Origin of the sequence: Pseudomonas wadenswilerensis (assembly GCF_900497695.1) — a bacterium.
Taxonomy (GTDB): Bacteria; Pseudomonadota; Gammaproteobacteria; order Pseudomonadales; family Pseudomonadaceae; genus Aquipseudomonas; species Aquipseudomonas wadenswilerensis.
In genome coordinates this window covers 133,003-158,581 of sequence record NZ_UIDD01000012.1, presented here as the reverse complement: position 1 = coordinate 158,581, position 25,579 = coordinate 133,003, and the positions used below count along the sequence as shown (strand labels likewise).

Below are 25,579 nucleotides of genomic sequence, written 5' to 3'. Positions count from 1 at the left end.
GAGCCGGCCTAGCCGGCGATGAGTTCGGTGCAGCCAGCACATCATGTGTTGCCTGAATTACGACCGCTTCGCGCTCGATTGCTGGCAAGTGCAGCTCCCACGGGTCTGTTGCATGCAGGTCCATTGTGGGAGCCGGCCTTGCCGGCGATGGGCTGCGAAAGCAGCCCCAAAGGCCTCACGCGCGGTTCAGGTACATCCGCGTAGTGAGCAGATACACCGGCAACCCCGAGACCAGAATCAGCAATGCCGCATACGGCGCTGCCGCTGCGAACTCGACGTTGGCGGTATGCGCCCACACCTCGGTCGCCAGGGTGGTCATGCCGGTCGGGCTGAGCAGCAGGGTTGCCGTCAGCTCCTTCATGGCATCCAGGAACACCAGCGCGAACGCCGCCGCCAGGGCCGGGAAGATGATCGGCAGGGTCACCCGGCAGAACGCCGTGAACTGCGTCGCGCCAAGGGTGCGCGCTGCTTCTTCAAGCTGCGGCGCCGCCTTGTTCAAGGCTGTGCGCACCGGTGCCTGGGCCAGCGGCAGGAACAACAGGGCGTAGGCCAGCAACAGCAAACCGGTGGTCTGGTACAGCGCCGGCACATAGTGCAGGGCGAAGTACACCAGGGTCAGTGCAATCACCAGGCCGGGCAGGGCATGCAGCAGGTACGGCAGGCGCTCGGCCCAGATCGCCAGACGACCTTTGTAGCGCACCACCAGGAAGCTTACCGGCAGCGCCAGCAACAAGCTCAAGCCGGCGCCACCCAGTGACAGCGACAGCGACGAGAACAGGGCGCGGCTGATATCAGCCACCGGAAAGGCTGCCGACGAACCAACGCTCAGCCAGTAGCCGAGCATGCCCAGCGGAATGCCGCTGCCCAGCAGGGCCAGGATCAGGCAGTACAGCTGCCCTGCCGGCATCCATGCCCGCAGGCGAATCGGCGCACCGCGCCGGGCCACGCCCTGGCCGATCCGCACATGCCGGGCCTTGCCGCGCACGCGCAGTTCCAGCCAGAGCATCAGCAGGCACATGAACAGCAGCACCGCCGAGAGCATGGCGGCGTTGGCGTTGCTGAACTCCAGTTCGAACTGCTGGTAGATCGCCGTGGTGAACGTCTGCAGGCCGAGAATCGACAGGGCGCCGAACTCCACCAGCATGTGCAGGGCAATCAGCAGGCTGCCGCCAATGATCGACGGCCACAGCAGCGGCAGGGTGATGCGCCAGAACACGCCCCAGCGCGTCTGCCCCAGGGTGCGCGCCGACTCTTCCAGCGAGGTATCGAGGTTACGCAGGGTCGCGGCTACCGGCAGGAACACCAGCGGGTACTTGGACAGGCTCATCACCAGGATGGCGCCGCCCAGGCCTTCGAAGCGCGGGCTCAGCGACACCCAGGTAAAGCCGCTGACAAAGGCCGGCACGGCGAACGGCAGGCACAGGATCACACCCCACAGGCGCCGCCCGGGCAGGTCACTGCGCTCCAGCAGCCAGGCCAGGGATACGCCCAGGGCCATGCAGGCCAGGGTGACTCCGGCCATCAGCATCAGGGTGTTGCGCATCAGGCCCCAAACGAAAGGGCGCCAGAGCAGGTGCAAGGCTTCGCGCCAGCCGGCTTCCCAGGTTTTCAAGGCCACATACAGCAGGGGTAACAGGCTTAGCCCGACCAGCAGCAACACTGGCAGTACCACCCAGATCGACGGGCGCTTGCGCTTGGGGATGTAGCGGCTGGCCAGTGCTGCCGCGGGCAGGGCTGCGCTCATTACAGCAGGCCAACTTCGCGTTCGAGCTCCAGGGCTTCTTCGGCATTACCCAGGTCGGCCGGAGTGATTTTCGGCGGGCGCAGGTCTTCGAATGGTTTCAGGCCCTGATCCGAGACCATGCCTTTATGCAGCGGATACTCTGCAGTGGTCTGGGTGATTACCCGCTGGCCTTCTTCGCTGGCCATCCAGGCCAGCAGGGCCTGGGCTTCTTTCGGGTGTTTGCTGGCTTTTACCGCAGCGGCGCTGGAAATGGTCACCAAGCCACCGACGTCGCCATCGGCCAGGTAGTAGAGCTTCGAATCCAGCTGGCCGCGCTCTTTCTTCAGGGCGTACCAGTAGTAGTTGTTCACCAGCACGGCAGCCACTTCGCCATTTTCGACGGCTTTGAGCGCAACCATGTTGTTGGTGTAGGTCTTGCCGAAGGCCTTGAGGCCGGTCAGCCATTCTTCGGCGGCGTCACGGCCGTGCAGCTTGAGGATGGCCACGGCCTGTTCCTGGAACGCGCCGCTGGTCGGCACGAAGCCGATCTTGCCGTCCCATTGTGGGTCGGCGAAATCCATCACTGAGGGCGGCAGGTCTTTTTCGTCGATCACCTTGGGGTTGAAAGCGACCACGCGGGTGCGTGCGGTGACGCCCATCCAGCTGCCGTTGGCGGCGACGTATTCCTTGGGCAGGACCTGCAGGGTCGAGTCATCGATCTTGGCCAGCAGGCCCAGTTCGCCGAGGTTGTTCAGCGGTGGCGACTCTTCGGTGTAGATGACATCGGCAGGGGAGCGATCACCCTCTTCGATGATCTGGCTGGCCAGCTGGTTGCTGCTGCCCTTGCGAATATTGATGTGGATGCCGGTCTTGGCCTCGTAGGCCTTGGCGATGGCTTCACCGATTTCCTTGTGCTGGCCGTTGTACAGGGTCAGCGCCACAGGGTCGGCGGCCATGGCGGCTGGCGTACCCAGCACCATGGCAAAAACAGAAACGGCCAGGCCGCGCAACAGGGGGTTATTGCGGAACGTCATGCGGGTGCTTCCTCGCTTGCGGCTACATATCTGGAAACAATGATAATCGATATTGCTTCTCAAATGCCCTTGTGAGGGAAAATTCATGAGCAGGCTATCGGTCGTTTCTGGATTGCAGGCGAGGAAAAGGGGAGGGCAGAAACGAAAAAACCCGCTTTCGCGGGTTTGATCTGAATTGGTGCCCAGAAGAAGACTCGAACTTCCACGACCGTAAGGTCACCAGCACCTGAAGCTGGCGTGTCTACCAATTTCACCATCTGGGCAAAATGAAGCGGTGTAGCTTGTAATGAAAACAGTGTAGCGTGTTGCAGTAAATCTCAGATGCCGGAGGCGATTCTAAGATTTGAAATTGGTGCCCAGAAGAAGACTCGAACTTCCACGACCGTAAGGTCACCAGCACCTGAAGCTGGCGTGTCTACCAATTTCACCATCTGGGCATTTCGCTGAGGAACATGATGCTTCACATCGTGCTGCATCTCAACTATAACGACGGTGTCCGTCGTTGTGGTGCGCACTATACGGATGCCTCTGAGAGCTGTAAACCCCCGTTCTGAAAAAATCTTAAAAAATTCAAGTCGTTGTTCCTTATGATGGTTTTGGCAGCATCCAGGGGGCTCTGACAGGGCTGTCCAAGCCTGAAATTTCCGGTTTCAATACGCCTATGCCAAACTAACCCTTATATAGACAAGGTGAACCCCTCCTAATGGCCGATTGGCAGACCCTCGATCCCGAGGCCGCTCGTGAAGCGGAAAAATACGAAAACCCTATTCCTAGCCGTGAGCTGATCCTCCAGCGTCTGGACGAGCGCGGTTCGCCGGCAGCCCGTGAGCAGCTGGTCGAAGAGTTCGGCCTGACCACCGAAGACCAGATCGAAGCCCTGCGCCGCCGCCTGCGCGCGATGGAGCGTGACGGCCAGCTGATCTATACCCGGCGCGGCACTTATGCCCCGGTAGACAAGCTCGACCTGATCCTCGGCCGCATCGCCGGCCACCGCGACGGCTTCGGTTTCCTGATCCCGGATGACGGCAGCGACGACCTGTTCCTCAGCCCCGCGCAAATGCGCCTGGTGTTCGACGGCGACCGCGCCCTGGCCCGGGTTTCCGGCCTGGATCGCCGTGGCCGCCGCGAAGGCGTGGTGGTCGAAGTAATCTCCCGTGCCCACGAAAGCATCGTTGGCCGCTACTTCGAAGAAGGCGGTATCGGCTTTGTCACCCCCGACAACCCCAAGGTCCAGCAAGAAGTGCTGATCACCCCGGGTCGCAACGGCGGTGCCCGGGTCGGTCAGTTCGTCGAGGTCAAGATCACCCACTGGCCGACCCCGCGCTTCCAGCCTCAGGGCGACGTTACCGAAGTGATCGGCAACTACATGGCCCCGGGTATGGAAATCGACGTTGCCCTGCGCAGCTACGATATTCCGCACGTCTGGCCAGAAGCCGTGATCAAGGAAGCGCGCAAGCTCAAGCCGGAAGTCGAAGATAAAGACAAAGAGCACCGCGTCGACCTGCGCCATCTGCCGTTCGTCACCATCGACGGTGAAGATGCCCGCGACTTCGACGATGCGGTGTACTGCGAGAGCCTGGGCAAATTGCGCCTGTTCTCCGGTGGCTGGCGCCTGTACGTGGCGATCGCCGACGTCTCCAGCTACGTGCGCCTGGGTTCTGCCCTGGATGCCGAAGCCCAGGTGCGCGGCAACTCGGTGTACTTCCCCGAGCGCGTGGTGCCGATGCTGCCCGAAGAGCTGTCCAACGGCCTGTGCTCGCTGAACCCGCACGTCGACCGCCTGGCGATGGTCTGTGAAATGACCATCAACAAGTCCGGGCAGATGGTCGATTACCAGTTCTACGAAGCGGTGATCCACTCCCATGCGCGCCTGACCTACAACAAGGTCAGCAGCATGCTCGAGCACGCCCGTACCCGCGAAGGCAAGGCACTGCGCGAGCAGTACAGCGAAGTGGTGCCGGACCTCAAGCAGCTCTATGCGCTGTACAAGGTGCTGCTGGCGGCCCGTCATACCCGTGGCGCGATCGACTTCGAAACCCAGGAAACCCGGATCATCTTCGGTGCCGAGCGCAAGATCGCCGAAATCCGGCCGACCGTGCGCAACGACGCGCACAAGCTGATCGAGGAATGCATGCTGGCGGCCAACGTGGCCACCGCCGAGTTCCTCAAGAAGCACGAAATCCCGGCCCTGTACCGTGTTCACGACGGTCCGCCACCGGAGCGTCTGGAAAAACTGCGGGCCTTCCTTGGCGAGCTGGGCCTGTCCCTGCACAAGGGCAAGGATGGTCCGTCGCCGAAGGATTACCAGGCGCTGCTGGCGAGCATCGCCGACCGCCCGGATTTCCACCTGATCCAGACCGTGATGCTGCGCTCCCTGAGCCAGGCGGTGTACAGCGCCGACAACAATGGCCACTTCGGTCTGAACTACGAGGCATACACCCACTTCACGTCGCCGATTCGTCGCTACCCGGACCTGCTGACCCACCGGGCCATCCGCAGCGTGATCCGTTCGCGCCAGGAAACCCCGCACGTCAAGCGTGCCGGTGCGATGAGCATCCCCAAGGCGCGCATCTACCCGTACGACGAGGCGACCCTGGAGCAGCTCGGCGAGCAATGCTCGATGAGCGAGCGGCGTGCCGACGAGGCCACCCGCGACGTGGTCAACTGGCTCAAGTGCGAGTACATGAAAGACCGCGTCGGCGAGAGCTTCCCGGGTGTGATCACCGCGGTGACCGGTTTTGGCCTGTTCGTCGAGCTGACCGACATCTACGTCGAAGGCATGGTCCATGTCAGCGCGTTGCCGGGCGACTACTACCACTTCGACCCTGTGCACCATCGCCTGGCCGGTGAGCGTACCGGTCGCAGCTTCCGCCTGGGCGATACCGTTGAAGTACGGGTAATGCGCGTTGACCTCGAGCAGCGCAAGATCGACTTCGAGATGGCCGAGAACACCCTGAAGGCGCCGATTGGTCGCAAGCAGCGAGGCGAAGGCGTGCGTCCGCAAGACGGCAAGCCGGTACCGGTGCTCGACAAGAAGGCTGAAGCGTCGCCCAAGGCTGCAGAGCCTGCGCGCCGGAGCAAGAAGAACGAAACCGCCGAAGCCTATTTCCCTTCCCATGCCGCGGCGAAAAACGCCGAAGTGCGCAAGAGCCGGGAAATGAAAAAGGCCTTGATGACCGACGCCAAGCACGCAGGCAGCAAGCCGGCGGCCAAGTCGGGCAAGTCGGAAAAACCGAGCAAGCACCGTAAAGGGCCGCCGAAAGCTGGCTCCGCGTCACGTAAACCCAAGGCCAAGTCATGAGTCAGTTGGAAAAGATCTACGGCGTACATGCCGTGGAAGCCCTGTTGCGTCATCACCCCAAGCGGGTCAAGCAGATCTGGTTGTCCGAAGGGCGCAGCGAACCGCGCCTGCAGCCGCTGCTCGAGCTTGCCGCGCAGAACCGCGTGGCGGTCGGCCAAGCCGAGCGTCGCGAGATGGATGCCTGGGTTGAGGGCGTGCACCAGGGCGTGGTGGCTGAAGTCAGCCCGAGCCAGGTCTGGGGCGAGGCAATGCTCGAAGAGCTGCTCGATCGCACCGAGGGCGCACCGCTGATTCTGGTGCTCGATGGCGTTACCGACCCGCACAACCTCGGCGCCTGCCTGCGCACCGCCGATGCGGCCGGTGCCCTGGCGGTGGTCGTGCCCAAGGACAAGTCGGCGACCCTGACCCCCGCGGTACGTAAAGTGGCCTGCGGCGCGGCCGAAGTCATCCCGCTGGTAGCGGTCACCAACCTGGCGCGGACCCTGGAGAAACTCCAGCAACGCGGCCTGTGGGTGGTCGGTACCGCTGGCGAGGCCGAGCAGGAGTTGTATCAGCAGGACCTGACCGGGCCGACCATCCTGATCATGGGCGCCGAGGGCAAGGGCATGCGCCGCTTGACCCGCGAGCACTGTGATTTTCTGGTCAAGCTGCCGATGGCCGGTAGCGTCAGCAGCCTCAACGTGTCGGTGGCGACAGGCGTGTGCCTGTTCGAGGCCGTTCGTCAGCGGCAGGCTAAAGCCAAGGGCTGATCTCTGCGGGGCTGCTTCTCAGCCCATCGCCGGCAAGGCCGGCTCCCACAGGTGTTGTGCCAGTCTGTGGGAGCCGGCCTTGCCGGCGATTGCAGCACCGCGGTGCTGCTCAATAATTCACCAATTACCTTGCTTGTCCCCCGGGGCTTCTCTACAATTGCGCCCCTTGCCATGTTGGCAGGCGTTCATGCGCCTTTTCCCAGGGCAAGACATACAAGTGTCATTCACTCCTTGTCTGACCACTCTGGTGGCAGACTACAACCCGTAAGGAGCATTCATGCGTCATTACGAAATCATCTTTCTGGTCCACCCTGACCAGAGCGAGCAAGTCGGCGGCATGGTTGAGCGTTACACCAAGCTGATCGAAGAAGACGGCGGCAAAATCCACCGTCTGGAAGATTGGGGCCGTCGTCAACTGGCCTACGCAATCAACAATGTTCACAAGGCTCACTACGTGATGCTGAACGTTGAGTGCACCGGCAAGGCCCTGGCCGAGCTGGAAGACAACTTCCGCTACAACGATGCCGTGATCCGTAACCTGGTCATCCGTCGCGACGAAGCCGTTACCGGCCAGTCCGAGATGCTCAAGGCTGAAGAAAACCGCAGTGAGCGCCGTGAGCGTCGCGACCGTCCTGAGCATGCTGATGGCGCCGAAGGCGACGACAGCAATGACAGCGACAACAGCGATAACGCTGACGAGTAATCCACGGACCTTTTGAGGAGCCTATTACATGGCACGTTTCTTCCGTCGTCGTAAATTCTGCCGCTTCACTGCTGAAGACGTGAAAGAGATCGATTACAAAGATCTCAACACCCTGAAAGCTTACGTATCCGAAACCGGCAAAATCGTTCCAAGCCGTATCACCGGTACCAAAGCTCGTTATCAGCGTCAGCTGGCTACCGCTATCAAGCGCGCCCGCTTCCTGGCCCTGCTGCCCTACACCGACAGCCACGGCCGCTGAGACCGGGTCGTCGACAAGTAGCAAAGGATAAAATGCATGCGCGCCTTGGCTGATTTCATCATGCGCGGTCGCGTGCAGGCCACCCTCGTGGTGGTGGGTTGTGCGGCATTGCCGCTGTTGTTCTGGTTGAGTGCCGCCGCCGGGAGCCTGGTGTTCCTGCGGCGCGGTTTCAAGGATGCCTCCGGTGTCCTCGCCTGGGCTTTGTTGCCGGCGATGGCCTGGTGGTTCTTCGGCGAGCCGCGCACCTTGATGGTGTTGCTGGGTACGCTGGGTCTGGCTGCGCTGTTGCGCGCCGGGCAGTCCTGGAACCGGGTGCTGTTGTTCAGCATCGGCATGGGCCTGGTGTATGGGGTTGTACTGGGTTCGGTGTTCCGCGAACCGATTGAAGCTCTGGCTGGAGCGCTTGAAAAAGCCCTGCCGCAGATGCTCGACGGTCTCTACCAACAGTTATCGGTAGAGGAGCGGGCCCGCCTTGGTGGCCTGATTGCGCCAGTGCTCGTTGGCCTGATAGCGGCGTTGTTGCAAGCCGTCAGTGTGCTGGCCCTGATGTTGGGTCGTTACTGGCAGGCGTCGTTGTATAACCCGGGTGGTTTTGGTCGCGAGTTTCAAGCGGTCAGGCTCCCCCTGGTGCCGGCGCTGGTACTGTTGGTGCTCATGCTGGTGGGGCCGAACTTCGGTCCTGAACTGGCGATGTTGACGCCACTGTGCAGCGTACCGCTGATGTTTGCAGGGCTTGCCCTGATGCATGGGCTGGTGGCGCAAGGTCGATTGGCCAAATTCTGGCTGGTCGGGTTGTACGTGACGCTGGTGCTGTTCATGCAGCTGACTTATCCGTTGCTCGTGGTCCTGGCCATTGTCGACAGCCTGATTGATTTTCGCGGTCGCAAGGTACCCCCCAAAGGTGCCGATAACGATTCCGCGAACGGTGAAGGTTAAAAGTTAAGAGGTTATTACCAAATGGAACTGATCCTGCTGGAAAAAGTCGCCAACCTGGGCAACCTGGGCGACAAGGTAAATGTTAAGGCCGGTTACGGTCGTAACTTCCTGCTGCCATTCGGCAAAGCCACCGCTGCTACCGCTGCCAACCTGGCTGCGTTCGAAGAGCGTCGTGCTGAGCTGGAAAAACTGGCTGCAGAGAAAAAAGCTTCGGCTGAAACCCGCGCTGCCCAACTGGCCGAGCTGGAAGTGACCATCACTGCCACCGCCGGTGACGAAGGCAAGCTGTTCGGTTCGATCGGCACCCACGACATCGCTGACGCCCTGACCGCCTCCGGCGTTGAAGTGGCCAAAGCTGAAGTTCGTCTGCCGAACGGCACCATCCGTAACGTCGGCGAATACGACGTTGCCGTGCACCTGCACAGCGACGTTGAAGCCACCGTTCGCGTGGTTGTTGTCGCAGCCTAAGCTGTACCGATCGGCTGGCACCTTGGGTGTCAGCCGGTTAACATCGGGCACGATCCTGCTTTGCAGGTCGTGCCCTTTGTCTTTTTCATCACCCTGATTCCTGCGTGGCCATGAACGAGATAACCGCCCCCGAGCAATATGATCTGCAAACCGCTGCCCTGAAGGTGCCGCCGCATTCCATCGAGGCCGAACAGGCCGTGCTCGGTGGCTTGATGCTGGACAACAACGCCTGGGAGCGGGTGCTTGATCAAGTCTCCGATGGCGACTTCTACCGGCATGACCACCGCCTGATCTTCCGCGCCATCCACAAGCTCGCCGACCAGAACGCCCCGTTCGACGTGGTGACACTGCACGAACAACTGGACAAGGAAGGGCTGAGCTCGCAAATCGGCGGCCTCGGCTACCTCGGCGAGCTGGCCAAGAACACCCCGTCGGTGGCCAACATCAAGGCCTATGCGGGGATCATCCGCGAGCGGGCGACCCTGCGCCAGCTGATCAGCATCAGCAACGAGATCGCCGACAGCGCCTTCAACCCCCAAGGGCGCAATGCCGCGGAGATCCTCGATGAAGCCGAACGGCAGATCTTCCAGATCGCCGAAGCACGGCCGAAAACCGGCGGCCCGGTGGGCGTCAACGACCTGCTGACCAAGGCCATCGACCGTATTGACACGCTGTTCAACACCGACAGCGCGATCACCGGCCTGTCCACCGGCTACACCGACCTTGACGAGAAGACCAGCGGCCTGCAGCCAGCCGACCTGATCATCGTCGCCGGCCGTCCATCGATGGGTAAGACCACCTTCGCCATGAACCTGGTGGAAAACGCGGTACTGCGCAGCGACAAGGCGGTACTGGTGTACTCCCTGGAGATGCCAGGCGAATCGCTGATCATGCGTATGCTGTCCTCGCTCGGCCGCATCGACCAGACCAAAGTACGTTCCGGCCAGCTGGAAGACGACGACTGGCCGCGCCTGACCTCGGCGGTCAACCTGCTCAACGACCGCAAGCTGTTCATCGACGATACCGCCGGCATCAGCCCGTCGGAAATGCGCGCGCGGACCCGCCGCCTGGTGCGCGAGCACGGCGAAGTCGGCCTGATCATGATCGACTACCTGCAGCTGATGCAGATCCCGGGCTCCAGCGGCGACAACCGCACCAACGAGATTTCCGAGATTTCCCGCTCGCTCAAGGCCCTGGCCAAAGAGTTCAACTGCCCGGTAGTGGCCCTGTCGCAGCTCAACCGCTCCCTCGAGCAGCGGCCGAACAAGCGCCCGGTGAACTCCGACTTGCGTGAATCCGGTGCAATCGAGCAGGACGCCGACGTGATCATGTTCGTTTACCGGGATGAGGTGTACCACCCGGAGACCGAGCACAAAGGCATTGCCGAAATCATCATCGGCAAGCAGCGGAACGGCCCGATCGGCTTTATCCGCCTGGCCTTCATCGGCAAGTACACCCGCTTCGAAAACCTCGCGCCGGGCAGTTACAACTTCGACGACGACGAGTAAACCGCTCAGCCATCACTGGCGGCCCTGAACAGTTCACGCGCCGCTTGAGGGCTAAAAGCGGCACGCCAGATCGGCACATGGGCTTGCCCTTCACGCTCGGCCTGAGCCTGTGATGCCGCGCCCAGGCGGCTTTGTGCCAAGGTCTTCAAGTGCGCGCCCTTGAGCTGGAACTGGTCCAGGGCGGTCGTTGTCGCATCGTAGTGAAAATGCGCCTCCCAAAGCGTTGAGCGACTGCCTTGGGCGTCGCGGATCTGGTAAATGTCGAGGAAGTACTTGTTCCGCCCTTTACCGCGTGGCGCTCGCATCAGTGTCTTGTGCACGCTCACTTGCCGGTGCTCGATCAGGTACAGCAGACGATTGATGTCGAGTGTTTCCGGTGATTTGTACAGCATCAGGCGCAATGCCTCGCCATGCTGGCGCAAGCGCTGGGCGGCGCCGTGCAGGCGATCGAGCAGGGAACTTTGTTCAGCCGCCGTGCTTGATGACTCAATGCCTTGTGCCAACACCTCCAGAGCCCCGGCGTGACGTTCAAGGGCTTCGACGATGTTGGTCGGGTTTTGTTTTTTCGCGGCATCCTGGCGTGCGCTGTCCAGTTGCTGCTCGACGTTGCCCAGTAACGTATTGGCCTGGGACAGCTGCGTTGCCAGCGACGCAGCGCCGCCAACCTGGCGTTCAGTGGCAAGCGGCTGCCAGTAGCCGGCCACTGGGTTGACATAGCGTTGCACCCGGGGGGCGGAAACGATGCCAGGGCTGATGATATCGACCACCTCCCGACCCTGCTCGTCGGTGTGTGCTTCCCCCACCTTAAATGCCGTAGTGCCCTGCTGCCTGACTTTGATCACCCGCTTGCGTGGCCCGGCGACAGGCTGCTGCAGCGACAGGGCGGGCAGAAAATCAGTGTCCAGGGCCTGCGAGTCAAGGCTCAACAGGGTATTGCTGGTCAGGTCTTGGTACATCGACTCAAGTCGCTGTTGTATCTGCTGCACCAGGTTGACCAGCGCCTGGTCGATGTCGCGCAGATGGGCTTTATCCAGCATGGCAGCGGTGTCCTGCATGGATTTGAGCCCTTGCTGGTGGTTGTCGAATTGGCGTTGCAGGTCATCGAGCAGTGACAGCTGATAGTGTTCCGGGAGGCTGTCCAGGTCGGTATAGGTGCTCAGGGCGTCGTGCAGTTGCACCAGGCGCAGCGCCGCCTCGGTATTGAGCTGGATCGGGGCTTGCGGGTCCGGGGTGTCGCTGATAACCAGCAAGTCCATCTTGAACAGGATCACCGCCGCTTGGTGCATCAGCACAGTTGCGGGGAAATGTTCCCTGGCCCGGGCGAGATAGGCGTCGGTGCGAGGGCCGGGAAAGCTGCTGGTGAGGGCTTTGATATAGGCCGCGTGCTTGTCGAGGAAGGGGCGCTTTTCGTCCAGGTGCTGGAGGATACGCCGGTGTTGCAGGCGATAGCGGCCATGCTCGCCCTGATGGGGGTCGGCCAGCAACTCCCCGGTTTCACTGGTGAAGGCGAGGTCCTGGCTGAGCATGATCTTTTCCAGGCAGTGAAGGCGATATTCGTGCATCTCTCGTTGCTGACTCAGTGTCTGCGGCTCGCCCAGGGTTTCAAGCAGGTCGATCTTCGTCGAAATGTATTTGATGGTTTTCCAGTAGGTCAGGACCAGGGCAGAGATGGCTTGTAGCTGTGCGTCTGAGCCACTAATCGTGGCGTTGACCCGGGCAGTCGCTTGCGTCATCTGGCCGGCGGTCGTCAGCAGTGCCTGGTTGACTTCAAGGAGTTGCTGGCGAGTGTTGTATTGCTGCTGAAATTGGGCATCACGCTCGGCTGTGGCGGCTGCACGGTTCTGCTCCTGCATTTGCGCCAGACGCCCGCCTCGGCGGGGCATGCCGGCGGCGCCAGGAACCTGGGCGTAGTACCAGTGCTGGCGATACAGCACAATCGCAGGGCTATCGGCGCGTGGACCATCTGCCAGTCGCCATACCCGCCATTCTGGAGTTGATGCCGAGGCCTCAGGCACTATCGGGTATGCGGCTCCCTCGATCATGGCGTAGGTCGTTCCCTGGTAACGATGAATGCCGCTCCCAGGCGGGCTGGCAGTACCGGCCAATGGATGGGCGCTAACCCTCAAACGTCCGGCTGAGACCGCCTGCAGCGGGGGCTCGGCCAGCAGTGCCGGCAGCAGGTCACGGTTACGCAGCGCGATGTCGAGCAGATGTTCGCGCAACATGGCAACGCTATTGTCTTTGGCTAACGGGTTGTGCGGGTGCTCGTGCAAGGCCTGCAGTAACCCAACACCTGGCATGTCCTGGAAGTGATAGCGGCTACCGGTGCGGGTCAGGCTCAGGTAGCCCGTGGTGTCGGGTGAACCGAAGTGTTGAACGGGCACTGCGGGGGTGAAGCCTGTGCCTGGCGGGGCTTGAAGGTTCTCTTCGATGCGGATGCCTAATGTAGCTGGCCACTCAGGGCGGGTGGCGAACAACTGGCAGCACAGGGCTTCGAGATCCCGGTCGGGGCCAGCCCGTTCATCGTCCAGTTTGCACAGTGCCAACAGGCTGCGGCTTTCCTGCGCAAGCCCGAGCAAGGTCGAAATGGGGCCGGGTTCGATGAGACTGTCCGTTGCTAGCCGCATCAGCTCGGGGTGGCGGCGCAGCGCTTCGCGCGCGGCCGCAACAGACAAACCGGGGAAGCGCAGGGTCAGGGCGGCAATGGCCGGGTTGCCCTCTGCGTTGGCCGATGGTTGCCCTTCAATCACGCAGCGCAGTTGCCAAGGCAGCTCCGCCCCCGCGCTCCATGCCGCCTCCAGCTGTTCGCGCGTTACACCGCTCAGCCGCACTACGGAGGTAGCGGACTTGGTAGGGAGCTGAGGCTGCAGGTGTTCCAGCAACCTGGCGTCGCTCCAGTTTCGCGAATCCAGCTGCTGCGCTATTCGTGCCTCAATTGCCGGTGCACGGCCAAGGGCTGCCACCAGGTGCCTTGAGCGGCGAGCCGAGAGCCGTGCGCCGAGGCCCTGAAGCCTGGCGCTGATGATCAGGTCGGCGATATCGGCCGCGGCCTGGACTGCTTCGTTGATGCGACCGGACAGCAGTGCGTTGGCTGCTGAAATCGACTGAAAACCAAGGCTGGCGAAGGTGGCGGTGAGCATGGCGCGGTTGAGGCCGGTAACGCCGCCGGGAACCGAGAGTGTCAGCAACTCCAGCACCTCGCTGACCACGAACAGTGCGCCTCTCTGGAAGGTGTCGAAATCCACGCTGTTGTTGCTGATCGCCATCAGCGCCAGGTCGGCGGCAATCCCGTGCTGCTGTTCCTGGGCGATAACCTGGAGCAGTGATTGCGATTTCCACGGGCTGTTCGGGTTCTCGACGACATCGAGCAGGGCGGTGGAGGGCTGGTTGGCAAAGGTGTCGTACAGTAATTTGGCCAACGTATTGAGCTGGTTGCGGTCAACGTTGTCAGGCTTGAGCAGTGCCGAGAGCTTTTGTTGTAGCGCAAGCGGCAGCCATTGATAGAGCCAATGCAATGCGCTGGTGTTTTGGCCCTCGTGGATCTGCTGGCGTAACGAGTCCACAGCGTCGACGGCCGAGGCGTGAGAGCGCCAGGCGCCGCCCGGGCGTTCGGGAAAATAGCTGAAAATCCCATCGCCCAACTTGACCACGAAAAACGGCAGCGGAATCAAGTTACCCATCAGGGTCTGGCTCATGCGTTGGCTGGCCACTGAGTCCAGTGCCTGTTTCAGTGGCCTGAACAACGGCTGAGACCCGGCCAGCCCGAGCAGATGTTCGATGACCCCGTCCGGCAACTTCAGGCTGAAGTATTTCCACTGCAGGGCCCCCGGTCGCTCGCAGGCTGTTTGCAAGCTGGCCAGTTGCTCACGGTTGAACTCGTGGTCTTCGGTGCTGCGATAGGCTTCCAGCAGGGCAAATTGCAACAGGGCACGCTGATAGTCGTTGACCGCTGGTGCGCTCAGGGCGGGCAGCTTTTGCTGCAAGTCGTCTTGCAAGCGCTTGCCCAGGTTCAAATTGCGCACGACATCGACGAAGGTGCTCACCGGGATCAGCGAATGACGCCCGCCAGGCTCGCGGGTGTTGATGCTACTGGCCTTGAGGAAGTCCTGCCCTGAGCCGCTTTGCAGCGCAATGTTAAAGCCAAAATTGTCCTGGGCTGCCTGCCAGAGACTGCGAGTCTGCAGGTGTTCGACTTCCTGGTGGGGGAACTCGTGCTGAACCTCCAGCGAGTAGGTGTGCAGGTAGGTGCTCAGAGGGTCCAGCGCCTGGCCGGACGCCAGGGCCAGTTGTTGGCGCAGGTCATTCAGAGCCTGGTGCTCGAAAGCACTGCGAAACTGGTGCAGGGCGTCACTCAGACGCTGGCGCAGTTGCGGGCCGAGACGGGCCAGTAGCAGGTAGCGGCGCTGCTCATGTTCATCCAGGGTGTGCAAACTTTGCTTCAGATGCTCTTCGATCAGCTCCAGGGTCAGGCGATCTGACCAGCGTTGCAGGTCGTTGGCTGCCAGTGGGACCTGGTCGACAATTGAGGGGGGCATGGTGTGCGTCTCCATTGGTGGAAAACGCAGATCAGAGCGCGGCGCTGGCGGCGATGGGCGGTAAATAATTGTCGGGGGCGGATTCCGACCACCACCGTCGGATTTGGTCAATTTTTGTGCTATATTCCGCGCCCGCGATTTTTCATCGATTAGCCACCGGTCACTGACATGCAAGCAGCCAAACCACTTTTCGACTATCCCAAATACTGGGCCGAATGCTTCGGGCCAGCACCGTTCCTGCCGATGAGCAGGGAGGAGATGGATCAGCTCGGCTGGGATTCCTGCGACATCATCATCGTGACCGGTGATGCCTACGTCGACCATCCGTCGTTCGGCATGGCCATTATCGGCCGCCTGCTGGAAGCCCAGGGTTTCCGCGTGGGCATCATTGCCCAGCCGAACTGGCAGTCCAAAGACGACTTCATGAAGCTCGGCGAGCCAAACCTGTTCTTCGGCGTCGCGGCCGGCAACATGGACTCGATGATCAACCGCTACACCGCCGACAAGAAGATCCGCTCCGACGACGCCTATACTCCGAGTGGCCTGGCCGGCAAGCGTCCGGATCGCGCCAGCCTGGTCTACAGCCAGCGCTGCAAGGAAGCCTACAAGCATGTGCCAATCGTCCTTGGCGGCATTGAAGCTTCTCTGCGCCGTATCGCTCACTACGACTACTGGCAGGACAAGGTCCGTCATTCGATCCTGATCGACGCCTGCGCCGACATCCTGCTGTATGGCAACGCCGAGCGGGCCATTGTCGAAGTGGCCCAGCGCCTGTCTTTTGGCCAGAAGATTGAAGACATTACCGACATCCGCGGTACTGCTTTCATTCGCCGTGACACGCCGCAAGGCTGGTACGAGGTCGACTCGACCCGTATCGACCGTCCGGGCAAGATCGACAAGATCATCAACCCGTACGTCAACACCCAGGACACCCAGGCCTGCGCCATCGAGCAGGAGAAGGGCGAGGTCGAGGACCCGAACGAAGCCAAGGTTGTGCAGATTCTCGCCAGCCCGCGCATGACCCGTGACAAGACGGTCATCCGCCTGCCGTCGTTCGAGAAGGTCCGTGGTGATGCCGTGCTCTATGCCCACGCCAACCGCGTGTTGCACCTGGAGACCAACCCGGGCAACGCCCGTGCCCTGGTGCAGAAGCATGGCGAAGTGGACGTGTGGTTCAACCCGCCACCCATTCCGATGACCACCGAAGAAATGGACTACGTGTTCGGCATGCCCTATGCGCGCATCCCGCACCCGGCGTACGGCAAGGAGAAAATTCCGGCCTACGACATGATCCGTTTCTCGGTGAACATCATGCGCGGCTGCTTCGGTGGTTGTACCTTCTGCTCGATCACCGAGCACGAAGGGCGCATCATCCAGAACCGTTCGCACGAGTCGATCATTCGCGAAATCGAAGAGATCCGCGACAAGGTGCCGGGCTTTACCGGCGTCATCTCCGACCTTGGCGGCCCGACCGCGAACATGTACCGCATTGCCTGCAAGAGCCCCGAGATCGAATCGGCGTGCCGCAAGCCATCGTGCGTGTTCCCGGGCATCTGCCCGAACCTGAACACCGACCACTCGGCGCTGATCAAGCTGTACCGCAGCGCCCGTGACCTGCCGGGAGTGAAGAAGATCCTCATCGCTTCGGGTCTGCGTTACGACCTGGCGGTGGAATCGCCGGAGTACGTCAAGGAACTGGTGACCCACCACGTCGGCGGTTACCTGAAGATTGCCCCGGAGCACACCGAGGAAGGCCCGCTGAATCAGATGATGAAGCCGGGCATCGGTAGCTATGACCGCTTCAAGCGCATGTTCGAGAAGTATTCGAAAGAGGCGGGCAAGGAGCAGTACCTGATCCCGTACTTCATCGCCGCGCACCCGGGCACTACCGACGAAGACATGATGAACCTGGCCTTGTGGCTCAAGGGCAACGGTTTCCGCGCCGACCAGGTGCAGGCGTTCTACCCCTCGCCAATGGCGTCGGCCACGGCCATGTACCACTCGGGCAAGAACCCGCTGCGCAAGGTCACCTACAAGAGCGACCCGGTGACCATCGTCAAGAGCGAGCAACAGCGTCGCCTGCACAAGGCGTTCTTGCGTTACCACGATCCGAAGGGCTGGCCGATGCTGCGTGAAGCCCTGGAACGCATGGGCCGTGCCGACTTGATCGGCCCGGGCAAGCACCAGCTGATCCCGCTGCACCAGCCGGCGACCGACAGCTACCAGAGTGCCCGGCGCAAGAACTCGACCCCGGCCGGCAGCCACAAGGTGGCCAAGGAACAGAAGATCCTCACCCAGCACAACGGCTTGCCGCCGCGTGCCAGCGACGGTTCCAAGCCGTGGGACAAGCGCGAACAGGCCAAGGCTGCGGCGTTTGCCCGCAACCAGGAAGCGGCCAAGGCGCGCAAGGATGCCGCCAAGGGCGGCAAGGGCAAGAAAAAGCCCGCCCGCCAGCCGGCGCTGCCGCGCTAACTGAAACGCCAGCCTTCGGGCTGGCGTTTTTGTTTGTGTCGCTGGCAAAGCCTCAAATCTGTGCAAGGCTTGCACGGCGGCCTCGCTACGGTGCGCTTTTGCTGCGACCGTAGGGGCTGCATGCAGGGAATCGCAGGCCTGGGCCCATGGCACAAGTCTTGCGCGGTTCCGCTACCGCCCAGGCTCGCAGGAGGCCCGCCGTGTCGATTCATGTCGCCTTGCACCATGTCACCGAGTACCGCTACGACCGTGCAGTTGAACTGGGCCCGCAAATCGTTCGCCTGCGCCCGGCCGCCCACAGCCGTACACGGATCCTCTCCTACGCGCTGAAGGTGCAGCCGGGTGGGCATTTCATTAATTGGCAGCAGGACCCACAGGGCAATTACCTGGCGCGCCTGGTGTTCCCGGAGAAAACCGACAGCCTGCGGGTGGAAGTCGACCTGGTCGCCGAGATGGCGGTGTTCAACCCGTTCGACTTCTTCCTCGAACCCTACGCCGAGCAGATGCCCTTCAGTTATGGCCGTGACGAACGCCACGAACTGCTGCCCTACCTGGAGCAACTGCCGCTGACGCCGAAGTTCGCCACCTACCTGGACAGCATCGAGCGTACGCCGCAAGCCAGCGTCGATTTCCTGGTTGCCCTGAACCAGCGCCTGAGCGAAGACATCAGTTACCTGATCCGCCTCGAACCTGGTGTGCAAACCCCGGAGCAAACCCTGGAACTGGGCTCCGGCTCTTGCCGTGATTCGGCCTGGCTGCTGGTGCAGTTGCTGCGTCACCTGGGCCTGGCGGCGCGGTTTGTCTCCGGCTATCTGATTCAACTGACCGCCGACATCAAGTCGCTGGACGGGCCGGCGGGTACCGAAGAAGATTTCACCGACCTGCATGCCTGGTGCGAGGTGTACCTGCCCGGCGCCGGCTGGATCGGCCTGGATGCCACCTCAGGGCTGTTTGCCGGCGAAGGTCATATCCCATTGGCCTGTAGCCCCGATCCGACTTCAGCGGCGCCGATCAGCGGCTTGGTCGAGCCCTGCGAATGCACCTTTGAACATGAAATGAGCGTCGAGCGCCTGTGGGAATCACCACGGGTGACGCTGCCCTACAGCGATGAGCAATGGCAGGCCATCGTCGCCCTCGGGCGCCAGGTGGATAGCGATCTGAAAGCGGCGGATGTGCGCCTGACCATGGGCGGCGAGCCGACCTTCGTTGCCATCGACGACCCTGACGGCGCCGAGTGGAACACGGCAGCGTTGGGCGCGAACAAGCGGCGCCTCGCTGGCGAGCTGTTCCAGCGTCTGTACAAGCATTACGCGCCCAGCGCCCTGGTGCATTTCGGTCAGGGCAAGTGGTACCCGGGTGAGCAGTTGCCGCGCTGGTCGCTCAACTGCTTCTGGCGGCGTGACGGTGTGCCGCTGTGGAGCAACCCGGCGTTGATTGCCGACGAACAGGAAGACCTTGGCGCCGACAGCGACTTGGCCGGGCGCTTCCTGGCCAGCGTTGCCGAGCGTTTGAAGTTGCCGCCGCGCTATGTCTTCGCCGCCTACGAGGACCAGCTCTATTACCTGTGGCGCGAGGGCGGCCTGCCGTCCAATGTGCGCGTCGACGATGCACGGCTGGACGACGAGATGGAGCGCGCTCGATTGCGCAAAGTGTTCAGCCAGGGCCTGGACAAGGTCATCGGCCAGGTTCTGCCGTTGGCTCGCAGTGCCGACGAAGAGCGCTGGCAAAGCGGGCGCTGGTACTTGCGCGATGAGCATTGCCGGTTGGTGCCTGGCGATTCACCACTGGGTTACCGCCTGCCGCTGGCCGCGCAGCCCTGGGTCAAGGCCGCTGAATACCCCTATGTGCATCCGACCGACCCGAACCAGGTGCTGGGCGATTTGCCCGCCGGCGATGCGTTGGCCCGGGCGAGCGCTGGGCATGCAGTGGACGAAAAGGAACGCACAGCCCCCGAGATCGATGCCTCGGCCGACTGGCTGACCCGAACGGCCCTGTGCGCCGAACCGCGTGAAGGGCGCCTGTACCTGTTCATGCCGCCGTTATCACGGCTGGAGGATTACCTGGAGCTGGTCACGGCGATCGAAGCCACCGCCGCCGAGCTGCATTGCCCGGTCATCCTCGAAGGCTACGAACCGCCGGCCGACCCGCGCCTGGCCAACTTCAAGATCACGCCAGATCCCGGTGTCATTGAGGTCAACGTGCAGCCTTCGGCCAGTTGGGACGAGTTGGTGGAGCGTACCGAGTTCCTCTACGAACAGGCGCGCCTGAGCCGCCTGAGCAGCGAAAAATTCATGATCGACGGTCGCCACACCGGTACCGGCGGCGGCAACCATTTTGTGCTCGGCGGCGCGACTCCGGCCGACTCGCCGTTCCTGCGCCGGCCCGATCTGCTACGCAGCCTGATCAGCTATTGGCACAACCATCCATCGCTGTCCTACCTGTTTTCCGGCCTGTTCATCGGTCCGACTTCCCAGGCGCCGCGGGTGGATGAAGCGCGTAACGACGCCCTCTATGAACTGGAAATTGCCTTCGCGCAGATGCCCGCGCCTGACGAGGAGTGTCCGCCCTGGCTGGTCGACCGGCTACTGCGTAACCTGCTGATCGACGTCACCGGCAATACCCACCGCGCCGAGTTCTGCATCGACAAGCTGTACTCCCCGGATGGTCCGGCCGGGCGCCTGGGGTTGCTGGAACTGCGCGCCTTCGAGATGCCGCCTCATGCGCGCATGAGCCTGGTCCAGCAGCTTTTGCTGCGCGCCTTGGTCGCGCGTTTCTGGCGTGAACCCTATGCGCCCAAGCGCCTGGCCCGCTGGGGGACCGAGCTGCACGACCGCTTCATGCTGCCGTACTTTATCGAGCAGGACTTCGCTGATGTACTGGTCGAGCTCAATGCCGCAGGCTACCCGCTGCGTGCCGAGTGGTTCGCAGCGCACCTGGAGTTTCGCTTTCCCAAGGTCGGCGACTATGCCGTCAACGGTATCGAGCTGGAGCTGCGCCAGGCCCTGGAGCCCTGGCATGTATTGGGCGAGGAGGGCAGTGGCGGTGCCACCGTACGTTATGTCGATTCGTCGCTGGAACGCCTGCAGGTCAAGGTCAGCGGCATGCCGCCGGAGCGTTATCAGCTGACTTGTAATGGCCGGGCGCTACCCTTGCAGCCAACCGGGCGGGTCGGTGAGTTTGTCGCCGCCGTGCGTTATCGCGCCTGGCAGCCGGCCAATTGTTTGCAGCCGACCATCGCGGTGCATGCGCCGCTGGTGTTCGACCTGCTCGACACCTGGATGGGCCGGTCGCTGGGCGGCTGCCAATACCATGTCGCCCATCCGGGCGGGCGCAATTACCAGACCCTGCCGGTCAATGCCAACGAAGCCCAGAGCCGGCGTCAGGCGCGCTTTTTCCGCCTTGGGCATAGCCCGGGCGTAGTGGACGTACCTGTGCTGCAGGTAAACCCGGAACTACCCTTTACCCTGGATTTGCGCCGCAGCTGAGCGTTACTCTGAACTGACTTGTGGCCTTCGAGCATTGCCATGCCTGACCTGTTTGATGCTTACCCGCTGAGTGCGGGGACCTATCACGAGATGCTCGAAAGCCAAGGCGCGGTGCGTGAGCATTGGCAGCCCTTGTGTGCCTACCTGCAGCGCAGCGGGCCGGCGCAACTGGCCCAGCGCCAGGCCTCGTTGACCCGCCAGTTACGCGAGAACGGCGTCACCTACAATGTCTATGCCGACCCCAAGGGTGCCGACCGGCCGTGGGAGCTGGACCTGTTGCCGCACCTGCTGCCCGCCGCCGAATGGCAGCAGCTGGCGGCGGGTGTTGAACAGCGCGCACGATTGCTCAATGCGGTGCTGGCCGATATCTACGGGCCGCAACAGTTGATCCGTGAAGGCCTGCTGCCGGCCGAACTGGTCTATGGCCATAACAATTTTCTCTGGCCCTGCCAGGGTATCGCTCCACCTGAAGGGACCTATCTGCATGTCTATGCGGTGGACCTTGCCCGCGCCCCGGACGGTCGCTGGTGGGTCACTGCCGACCGTACCCAGGCGCCGTCGGGCGCAGGTTTCGCGCTGGAGAACCGCACCATCGTCTCGCGAGCCCTGCCCGAGCTGTACCGCGACCTGCAGGTGCAGCACCTGGCTGGTTTTTTCCGTACCCTGCAACAGACCCTGGCGCGGCTGGCGCCCAGTGCCAAGGACGCGCCGCTGGTGGTGTTGCTGACCCCGGGGCGCTTCAACGAGAGCTATTTCGAGCACCTGTACCTGGCCCGGCAACTGGGTTATCCACTGGTCGAGGGCAGCGACCTGACCGTGCGCGATGCCACGGTGTACCTCAAGACCTTGAGCGGCCTGCGCCGGGTGCACGCGATCATGCGGCGTCTGGACGATGATTTCTGCGACCCACTGGAGCTGCGCACCGATTCGGCCCTGGGCGTGCCCGGTTTGCTTGATGCCGTGCGCCAGGGCCGGGTACTGGTGGCCAATGCGCTGGGCAGCGGCGTGCTCGAGTCGCCAGGGCTGCTCGGCTTTTTACCGGCGATCAACCAGCGCCTGTTCGCTGAAGACCTGAGCCTGCCGTCCATCGCCACCTGGTGGTGCGGTGAGCCACCGGTGATGGCGCGGGCGCTGGAGCAGTTGCCCAAGCTGTTGGTCAAGCCGGCGTTCCCCTCGCAGAGCTTCAGCCCGGTATTCGGTCGTGATCTCGACCCGGCCCAGCGCCAGGCCCTGGCCGCTCGCATCCAGGCCCGGCCGTACGCCTACGTGGCCCAGGAGCTGGCACAACTGTCCCAGGCGCCGGTATGGCAGGCCGAGAAGGGCCAGTTGCAGCCGCGGGCCATCGGCATGCGCGTGTACGCCGTGGCCTCGGCCGAGGGTTATCGGGTACTGCCCGGTGGCCTGACCCGGGTTGCCGCCCAGGCCGATGCCGAAGTGGTGTCGATGCAGCGCGGTGGTGCCAGCAAGGACACCTGGGTGCTTGGCGACGCTGTGCCAGCGGGCGAGCAATGGCGGACCCAGCGCAGCATCGGCGTGGCCGAGCTGATCCGCCAGGACCCTTATCTGCCGTCACGGGTAGTGGAGAACCTGTACTGGTTCGGGCGTTACTGCGAGCGCTGCGATGCCAGTGCGCGTTTGCTGCGGATCATTCTCACCCGTTACCTGGACGGCGACGACCCGCTGGCCTTGCAGGCCGCGGTGGAACTGGCCGATGAGTTGTCGTTGTTGCCGGAGGAGGGCGAATTGCCCGAGCGCCTGCGTGCGGCGCTGGATGATGCCGACTGGGCCTTCAGCCTGCGCGCCAACTTGCAGCGCCTGCAATGGGCGGCCTCCCAGGTGCGCGGCAAGCTCTCGCGGGAGAACTGGCAGGCGCTGGTCGAGCTGCAGCGTGAGGCGCAATGCCTGGAGGATGCCGAGGCGGATTTCGGTGAGCGGGTGGATTTTCTCAACCGCCTGGTGATGTCGCTGGCGGCACTGTCGGGTTTTGCCCTCGACGACATGACCCGCGACGAGGGCTGGCGTTTCTTGATGATCGGTCGACGCATCGAGCGCCTGCAGTCGCTGTGCAGCAGCCTGGCGGCGTTTCTGCGCGGGCCGGCGGTGTACGACCAGGCCGGGCTCGAATGGTTGCTGGAGCTGGGCAACAGCAGCATCACCTATCGTTCGCGCTATCTGGCCGTCGCGCAGTTGATCCCGGTGCTCGATTTGCTCCTGCTCGATGAACAGAACCCCCATGCCGTGCTGTTTCAGCTCAAGCTGCTGGTGCGCGCCAATCAGCGCTTGAGCGAGGAGTTCGACAGCCCCTGCGATCCGGCCCTGGCCCTGCTGGCCGAGCAGTTGCGTCACTTCGACCTGCGCAGCCTGGAAGATCCCTTGTTCGGCAGCGCCAGCGTGCAGGCAGTGCTGTCCGGCCTTGCCGATCTGCTGCAAGCGGTCGCCCTCGCCAGTGGCGAGATCTCCGAGCGCCTGGCCTTGCGCCATTTCGCTCACGTCGATGATGTCAGCCAACAGACGGTGTCACTGTGATGAGTGCGCACTACCAGATCATTCACGACACCCATTACCGCTACGACAGCCCGGTGTCCCTGGCCCAGCAGCTGGCGCACCTGTGGCCACGGCCTTGCGCCTGGCAACGCTGCACGGCCCAGGCCCTGCAGGTCAGCCCGCAGCCAACCCAGCGGCGTGATGAGTGGGATGTATTCGGCAACCCGCTGACCCGCCTGGCCTTCGAGCGCCAGCATGAGCAATTGCGGGTGGTGGCGCGCTTGCAGGTTGAAGTGCTGGAGCGGGACGCGCCGGACTTTGCCGCCTCGCCCGCCTGGGAGCGGGTGCGCGATGCCCTGACCTATGCCAGTCAGCCGTTGGTGGCGGAGTTTTTCGAAGCCTGTCGCTACCGTTTTGAGTCGCCTTATGTGCGTCTCAAGCAGCGCTTCGTTGTTTTCAGCGAATCCTGTTTCGAACCCGGGCGGGCGTTGCTGGAAGGCGTGCAGGCGTTGATGGAGAAGATCTTCAGCGAATTCACCTTCGACGCCGACGCCACCCAGGTCGCCACGCCACTGGTAGAGGTGCTGGAGCGCCGTCGCGGGGTGTGCCAGGATTTTGCCCACCTGATGCTCGCCTGCCTGCGTTCGCGTGGTCTGGCTGCGCGTTATGTCAGCGGCTACCTGTTGACCCGACCGCCACCTGGTCAGCCTCGGCTGATTGGCGCCGATGCCTCGCATGCGTGGGTTTCGGTGTTCTGCCCGGGGCAGGGCTGGATTGATTTCGACCCCACCAACAACCTGCGGCCGGCGCTGGAGCACATCACCCTGGCCTGGGGCCGGGATTTTTCCGATGTGTCGCCGTTGCGCGGGGTGATCCTTGGAGGCGGCAGCCATGACCCGGAGGTGCAGGTCACGGTGATGCCGCTGGATGAAGCTGCTGCTTTGCAGGAGCGGGCTTGACCCGCGATGAAGCCATGTCGCCTGGATAGCGACCGCTTCGCGCTCGATCGCGGGCAAGTCCCGCTCCCACAGGATCTGCGCGGTGTGGGAGCTGGCTTGCCAGCGATGAGGCCGGGTCAATCAGGCTTCTTGTCGACCCACTTGGGTAGCACGGGGGCTTCGAAGCTGTCCATGGCGTCGAGCAACTCGGCCGGTGAGTCGGCCAGTTGCAGCATGGCGCGGTGTTGCGGGCGCACGAAGCCTTCTTCCACCACATGGTCAAGGAAGCTGCCCAGCTTGCTGTAGAAGCCGTTGACGTCGAGCAGGCCCAGCGGCTTGGCGTGGTAGCCCAACTGGCCCCAGGTCCAGACTTCGAACAATTCTTCCAGGGTGCCCAGGCCACCTGGCAAGGCGACGAAGGCGTCGCTCAGCTCGGCCATGCGCGCTTTGCGCGCGTGCATGCCGTCGACCACTTCCAGGCGGGTCAGGCCGGTGTGGCCAATCTCGGCGTTTTTCAGCGCCTCGGGAATGATGCCGATCACCTCGCCACCCGCAGCCATGGCCGCATCGGCAACGATACCCATCAGGCCCACGGCGCCACCGCCGTAGACCAGGGTCAGGCCGCGCGCGGCGATGGCCTGGCCGAGGGCGATGGCCGCCTCGCGGTAGGCTGGGTTGACGCCGGTGCTGGCGCCACAGAACACACAAACGGAACGTACGGGCATTGCTTCTCTCCGGTTACAAGCGCACACAGAGTAAGGCGCTGGCCGCTCGCTTCCAAGCCCGCAGCATTCATTCTGGCCGGGCAAACTCGCACGACGCGCCCGCAGCACCGCAGGCGTAGGCGGCCAGGAGGCCGTTGAGGAAAGTACCAAAGGACATGATCATTTACTCCTAAATGAGAGGTTGTCTCATCCTCCCTCAAAGGTGCATGATGGGCACTTAGATTTCCTGTATACAATCCATAGAACAAATTTACTGCCT

Annotated in this window: 15 protein-coding genes and 2 tRNA genes; 11 read left to right on the top strand and 6 right to left on the bottom strand. The window is 62.7% G+C overall.

Annotated features, from left to right (window positions below; all coding sequences use genetic code 11):
* Positions 1–175: 175 nt before the first annotated feature.
* The 4 genes from CCOS864_RS25510 to CCOS864_RS25495 form a co-directional block, all read right to left on the bottom strand.
* A complete protein-coding gene (locus tag CCOS864_RS25510; RefSeq protein WP_115089093.1) occupies positions 176–1,744 on the bottom strand; it encodes an ABC transporter permease in 1,569 nt (522 codons plus the stop codon).
* Positions 1,744–2,757, bottom strand: coding sequence for an extracellular solute-binding protein (locus CCOS864_RS25505; protein ID WP_115089091.1), 1,014 nt, complete (start codon positions 2,755–2,757; stop codon positions 1,744–1,746). Before CCOS864_RS25505 ends, CCOS864_RS25510 begins: the two co-directional genes overlap by 1 nt.
* A 176-nt stretch (positions 2,758–2,933) precedes the next feature.
* Positions 2,934–3,020, bottom strand: a tRNA-Leu gene (locus CCOS864_RS25500).
* Between the two features lie 87 nt (positions 3,021–3,107).
* Positions 3,108–3,194 (bottom strand) — tRNA-Leu (locus tag CCOS864_RS25495).
* A gap of 266 nt (positions 3,195–3,460) precedes the next feature.
* Between CCOS864_RS25495 and rnr the strand changes: the two genes are divergently transcribed.
* The 7 genes from rnr to dnaB all read left to right on the top strand — a co-directional run bounded on the left by rnr (position 3,461) and on the right by dnaB (position 10,681).
* A complete protein-coding gene (gene rnr, locus CCOS864_RS25490) occupies positions 3,461–6,058 on the top strand; it encodes a ribonuclease R (protein ID WP_115089090.1) in 2,598 nt (865 codons plus the stop codon).
* Positions 6,055–6,807: a 23S rRNA (guanosine(2251)-2'-O)-methyltransferase RlmB gene (gene rlmB, locus CCOS864_RS25485; protein ID WP_115089088.1), complete on the top strand. Its 753-nt coding sequence runs from the start codon at positions 6,055–6,057 to the stop codon at positions 6,805–6,807. Before rnr ends, rlmB begins: the two co-directional genes overlap by 4 nt.
* Positions 6,808–7,084: 277 nt before the next feature.
* Positions 7,085–7,510 (top strand): 30S ribosomal protein S6, encoded by a 426-nt coding sequence (gene rpsF / locus CCOS864_RS25480; RefSeq protein WP_115089086.1) that lies wholly within the window; start codon positions 7,085–7,087, stop codon positions 7,508–7,510.
* A gap of 28 nt (positions 7,511–7,538) precedes the next feature.
* Positions 7,539–7,769 (top strand): 30S ribosomal protein S18, encoded by a 231-nt coding sequence (rpsR, locus tag CCOS864_RS25475; protein ID WP_009403887.1) that lies wholly within the window; start codon positions 7,539–7,541, stop codon positions 7,767–7,769.
* Between the two features lie 36 nt (positions 7,770–7,805).
* On the top strand, positions 7,806–8,705 hold the full coding sequence (locus CCOS864_RS25470) for a hypothetical protein (protein WP_115089084.1): 900 nt from the start codon (positions 7,806–7,808) through the stop codon (positions 8,703–8,705).
* 21 nt (positions 8,706–8,726) lie between these two features.
* Positions 8,727–9,173, top strand: coding sequence for a 50S ribosomal protein L9 (gene rplI, locus CCOS864_RS25465; RefSeq protein WP_045196876.1), 447 nt, complete (start codon positions 8,727–8,729; stop codon positions 9,171–9,173).
* Between the two features lie 110 nt (positions 9,174–9,283).
* The gene (gene dnaB / locus CCOS864_RS25460) at positions 9,284–10,681 is read left to right on the top strand and encodes a replicative DNA helicase (protein ID WP_115089082.1); all 1,398 of its coding nucleotides are present in this window, start codon (positions 9,284–9,286) and stop codon (positions 10,679–10,681) included.
* Between the two features lie 5 nt (positions 10,682–10,686).
* On the opposite strand, the gene CCOS864_RS25455 is transcribed toward dnaB, so the two are convergent.
* Positions 10,687–15,216: a hypothetical protein gene (locus CCOS864_RS25455; protein ID WP_115089080.1), complete on the bottom strand. Its 4,530-nt coding sequence runs from the start codon at positions 15,214–15,216 to the stop codon at positions 10,687–10,689.
* A gap of 168 nt (positions 15,217–15,384) precedes the next feature.
* Here CCOS864_RS25455 and CCOS864_RS25450 point away from each other — a divergent pair, with 168 nt between their 5' ends.
* The 4 genes from CCOS864_RS25450 (at position 15,385) to CCOS864_RS25435 (ending at position 24,616) form a co-directional block, all read left to right on the top strand.
* Positions 15,385–17,688, top strand: coding sequence for a YgiQ family radical SAM protein (locus CCOS864_RS25450; protein WP_115089078.1), 2,304 nt, complete (start codon positions 15,385–15,387; stop codon positions 17,686–17,688).
* A gap of 200 nt (positions 17,689–17,888) precedes the next feature.
* Complete coding sequence (locus CCOS864_RS25445) at positions 17,889–21,173, top strand: transglutaminase family protein (protein WP_115089076.1); 3,285 nt, start codon at positions 17,889–17,891, stop codon at positions 21,171–21,173.
* Between the two features lie 39 nt (positions 21,174–21,212).
* Complete coding sequence (locus tag CCOS864_RS25440; protein WP_115089515.1) at positions 21,213–23,699, top strand: circularly permuted type 2 ATP-grasp protein; 2,487 nt, start codon at positions 21,213–21,215, stop codon at positions 23,697–23,699.
* Positions 23,699–24,616 (top strand): transglutaminase family protein, encoded by a 918-nt coding sequence (locus CCOS864_RS25435; RefSeq protein WP_115089073.1) that lies wholly within the window; start codon positions 23,699–23,701, stop codon positions 24,614–24,616. The genes CCOS864_RS25440 and CCOS864_RS25435 overlap by 1 nt, the downstream gene beginning before the upstream one ends.
* Before the next feature lie 116 nt (positions 24,617–24,732).
* Here CCOS864_RS25435 and CCOS864_RS25430 read toward each other — a convergent pair whose 3' ends face one another.
* Positions 24,733–25,320: an LOG family protein gene (locus CCOS864_RS25430; protein ID WP_115089071.1), complete on the bottom strand. Its 588-nt coding sequence runs from the start codon at positions 25,318–25,320 to the stop codon at positions 24,733–24,735.
* Between the last annotated feature and the right edge of the window lie 259 nt (positions 25,321–25,579).

Coding starts and splice junctions, on each gene's coding strand:
- rnr (WP_115089090.1), top strand. CDS start 3,461: ATGGCCGATTGGCAGACCCTCGATCCCGAGGCCGCTCGTGAAGCGGAA.
- rpsR (WP_009403887.1), top strand. CDS start 7,539: ATGGCACGTTTCTTCCGTCGTCGTAAATTCTGCCGCTTCACTGCTGAA.
- CCOS864_RS25505 (WP_115089091.1), bottom strand. CDS start 2,757: ATGACGTTCCGCAATAACCCCCTGTTGCGCGGCCTGGCCGTTTCTGTT.
- CCOS864_RS25440 (WP_115089515.1), top strand. CDS start 21,213: ATGCCTGACCTGTTTGATGCTTACCCGCTGAGTGCGGGGACCTATCAC.
- CCOS864_RS25450 (WP_115089078.1), top strand. CDS start 15,385: ATGCAAGCAGCCAAACCACTTTTCGACTATCCCAAATACTGGGCCGAA.
- dnaB (WP_115089082.1), top strand. CDS start 9,284: ATGAACGAGATAACCGCCCCCGAGCAATATGATCTGCAAACCGCTGCC.
- CCOS864_RS25435 (WP_115089073.1), top strand. CDS start 23,699: ATGAGTGCGCACTACCAGATCATTCACGACACCCATTACCGCTACGAC.
- CCOS864_RS25430 (WP_115089071.1), bottom strand. CDS start 25,320: ATGCCCGTACGTTCCGTTTGTGTGTTCTGTGGCGCCAGCACCGGCGTC.
- rpsF (WP_115089086.1), top strand. CDS start 7,085: ATGCGTCATTACGAAATCATCTTTCTGGTCCACCCTGACCAGAGCGAG.
- rlmB (WP_115089088.1), top strand. CDS start 6,055: ATGAGTCAGTTGGAAAAGATCTACGGCGTACATGCCGTGGAAGCCCTG.
- CCOS864_RS25510 (WP_115089093.1), bottom strand. CDS start 1,744: ATGAGCGCAGCCCTGCCCGCGGCAGCACTGGCCAGCCGCTACATCCCC.
- CCOS864_RS25455 (WP_115089080.1), bottom strand. CDS start 15,216: ATGCCCCCCTCAATTGTCGACCAGGTCCCACTGGCAGCCAACGACCTG.
- CCOS864_RS25470 (WP_115089084.1), top strand. CDS start 7,806: ATGCGCGCCTTGGCTGATTTCATCATGCGCGGTCGCGTGCAGGCCACC.
- rplI (WP_045196876.1), top strand. CDS start 8,727: ATGGAACTGATCCTGCTGGAAAAAGTCGCCAACCTGGGCAACCTGGGC.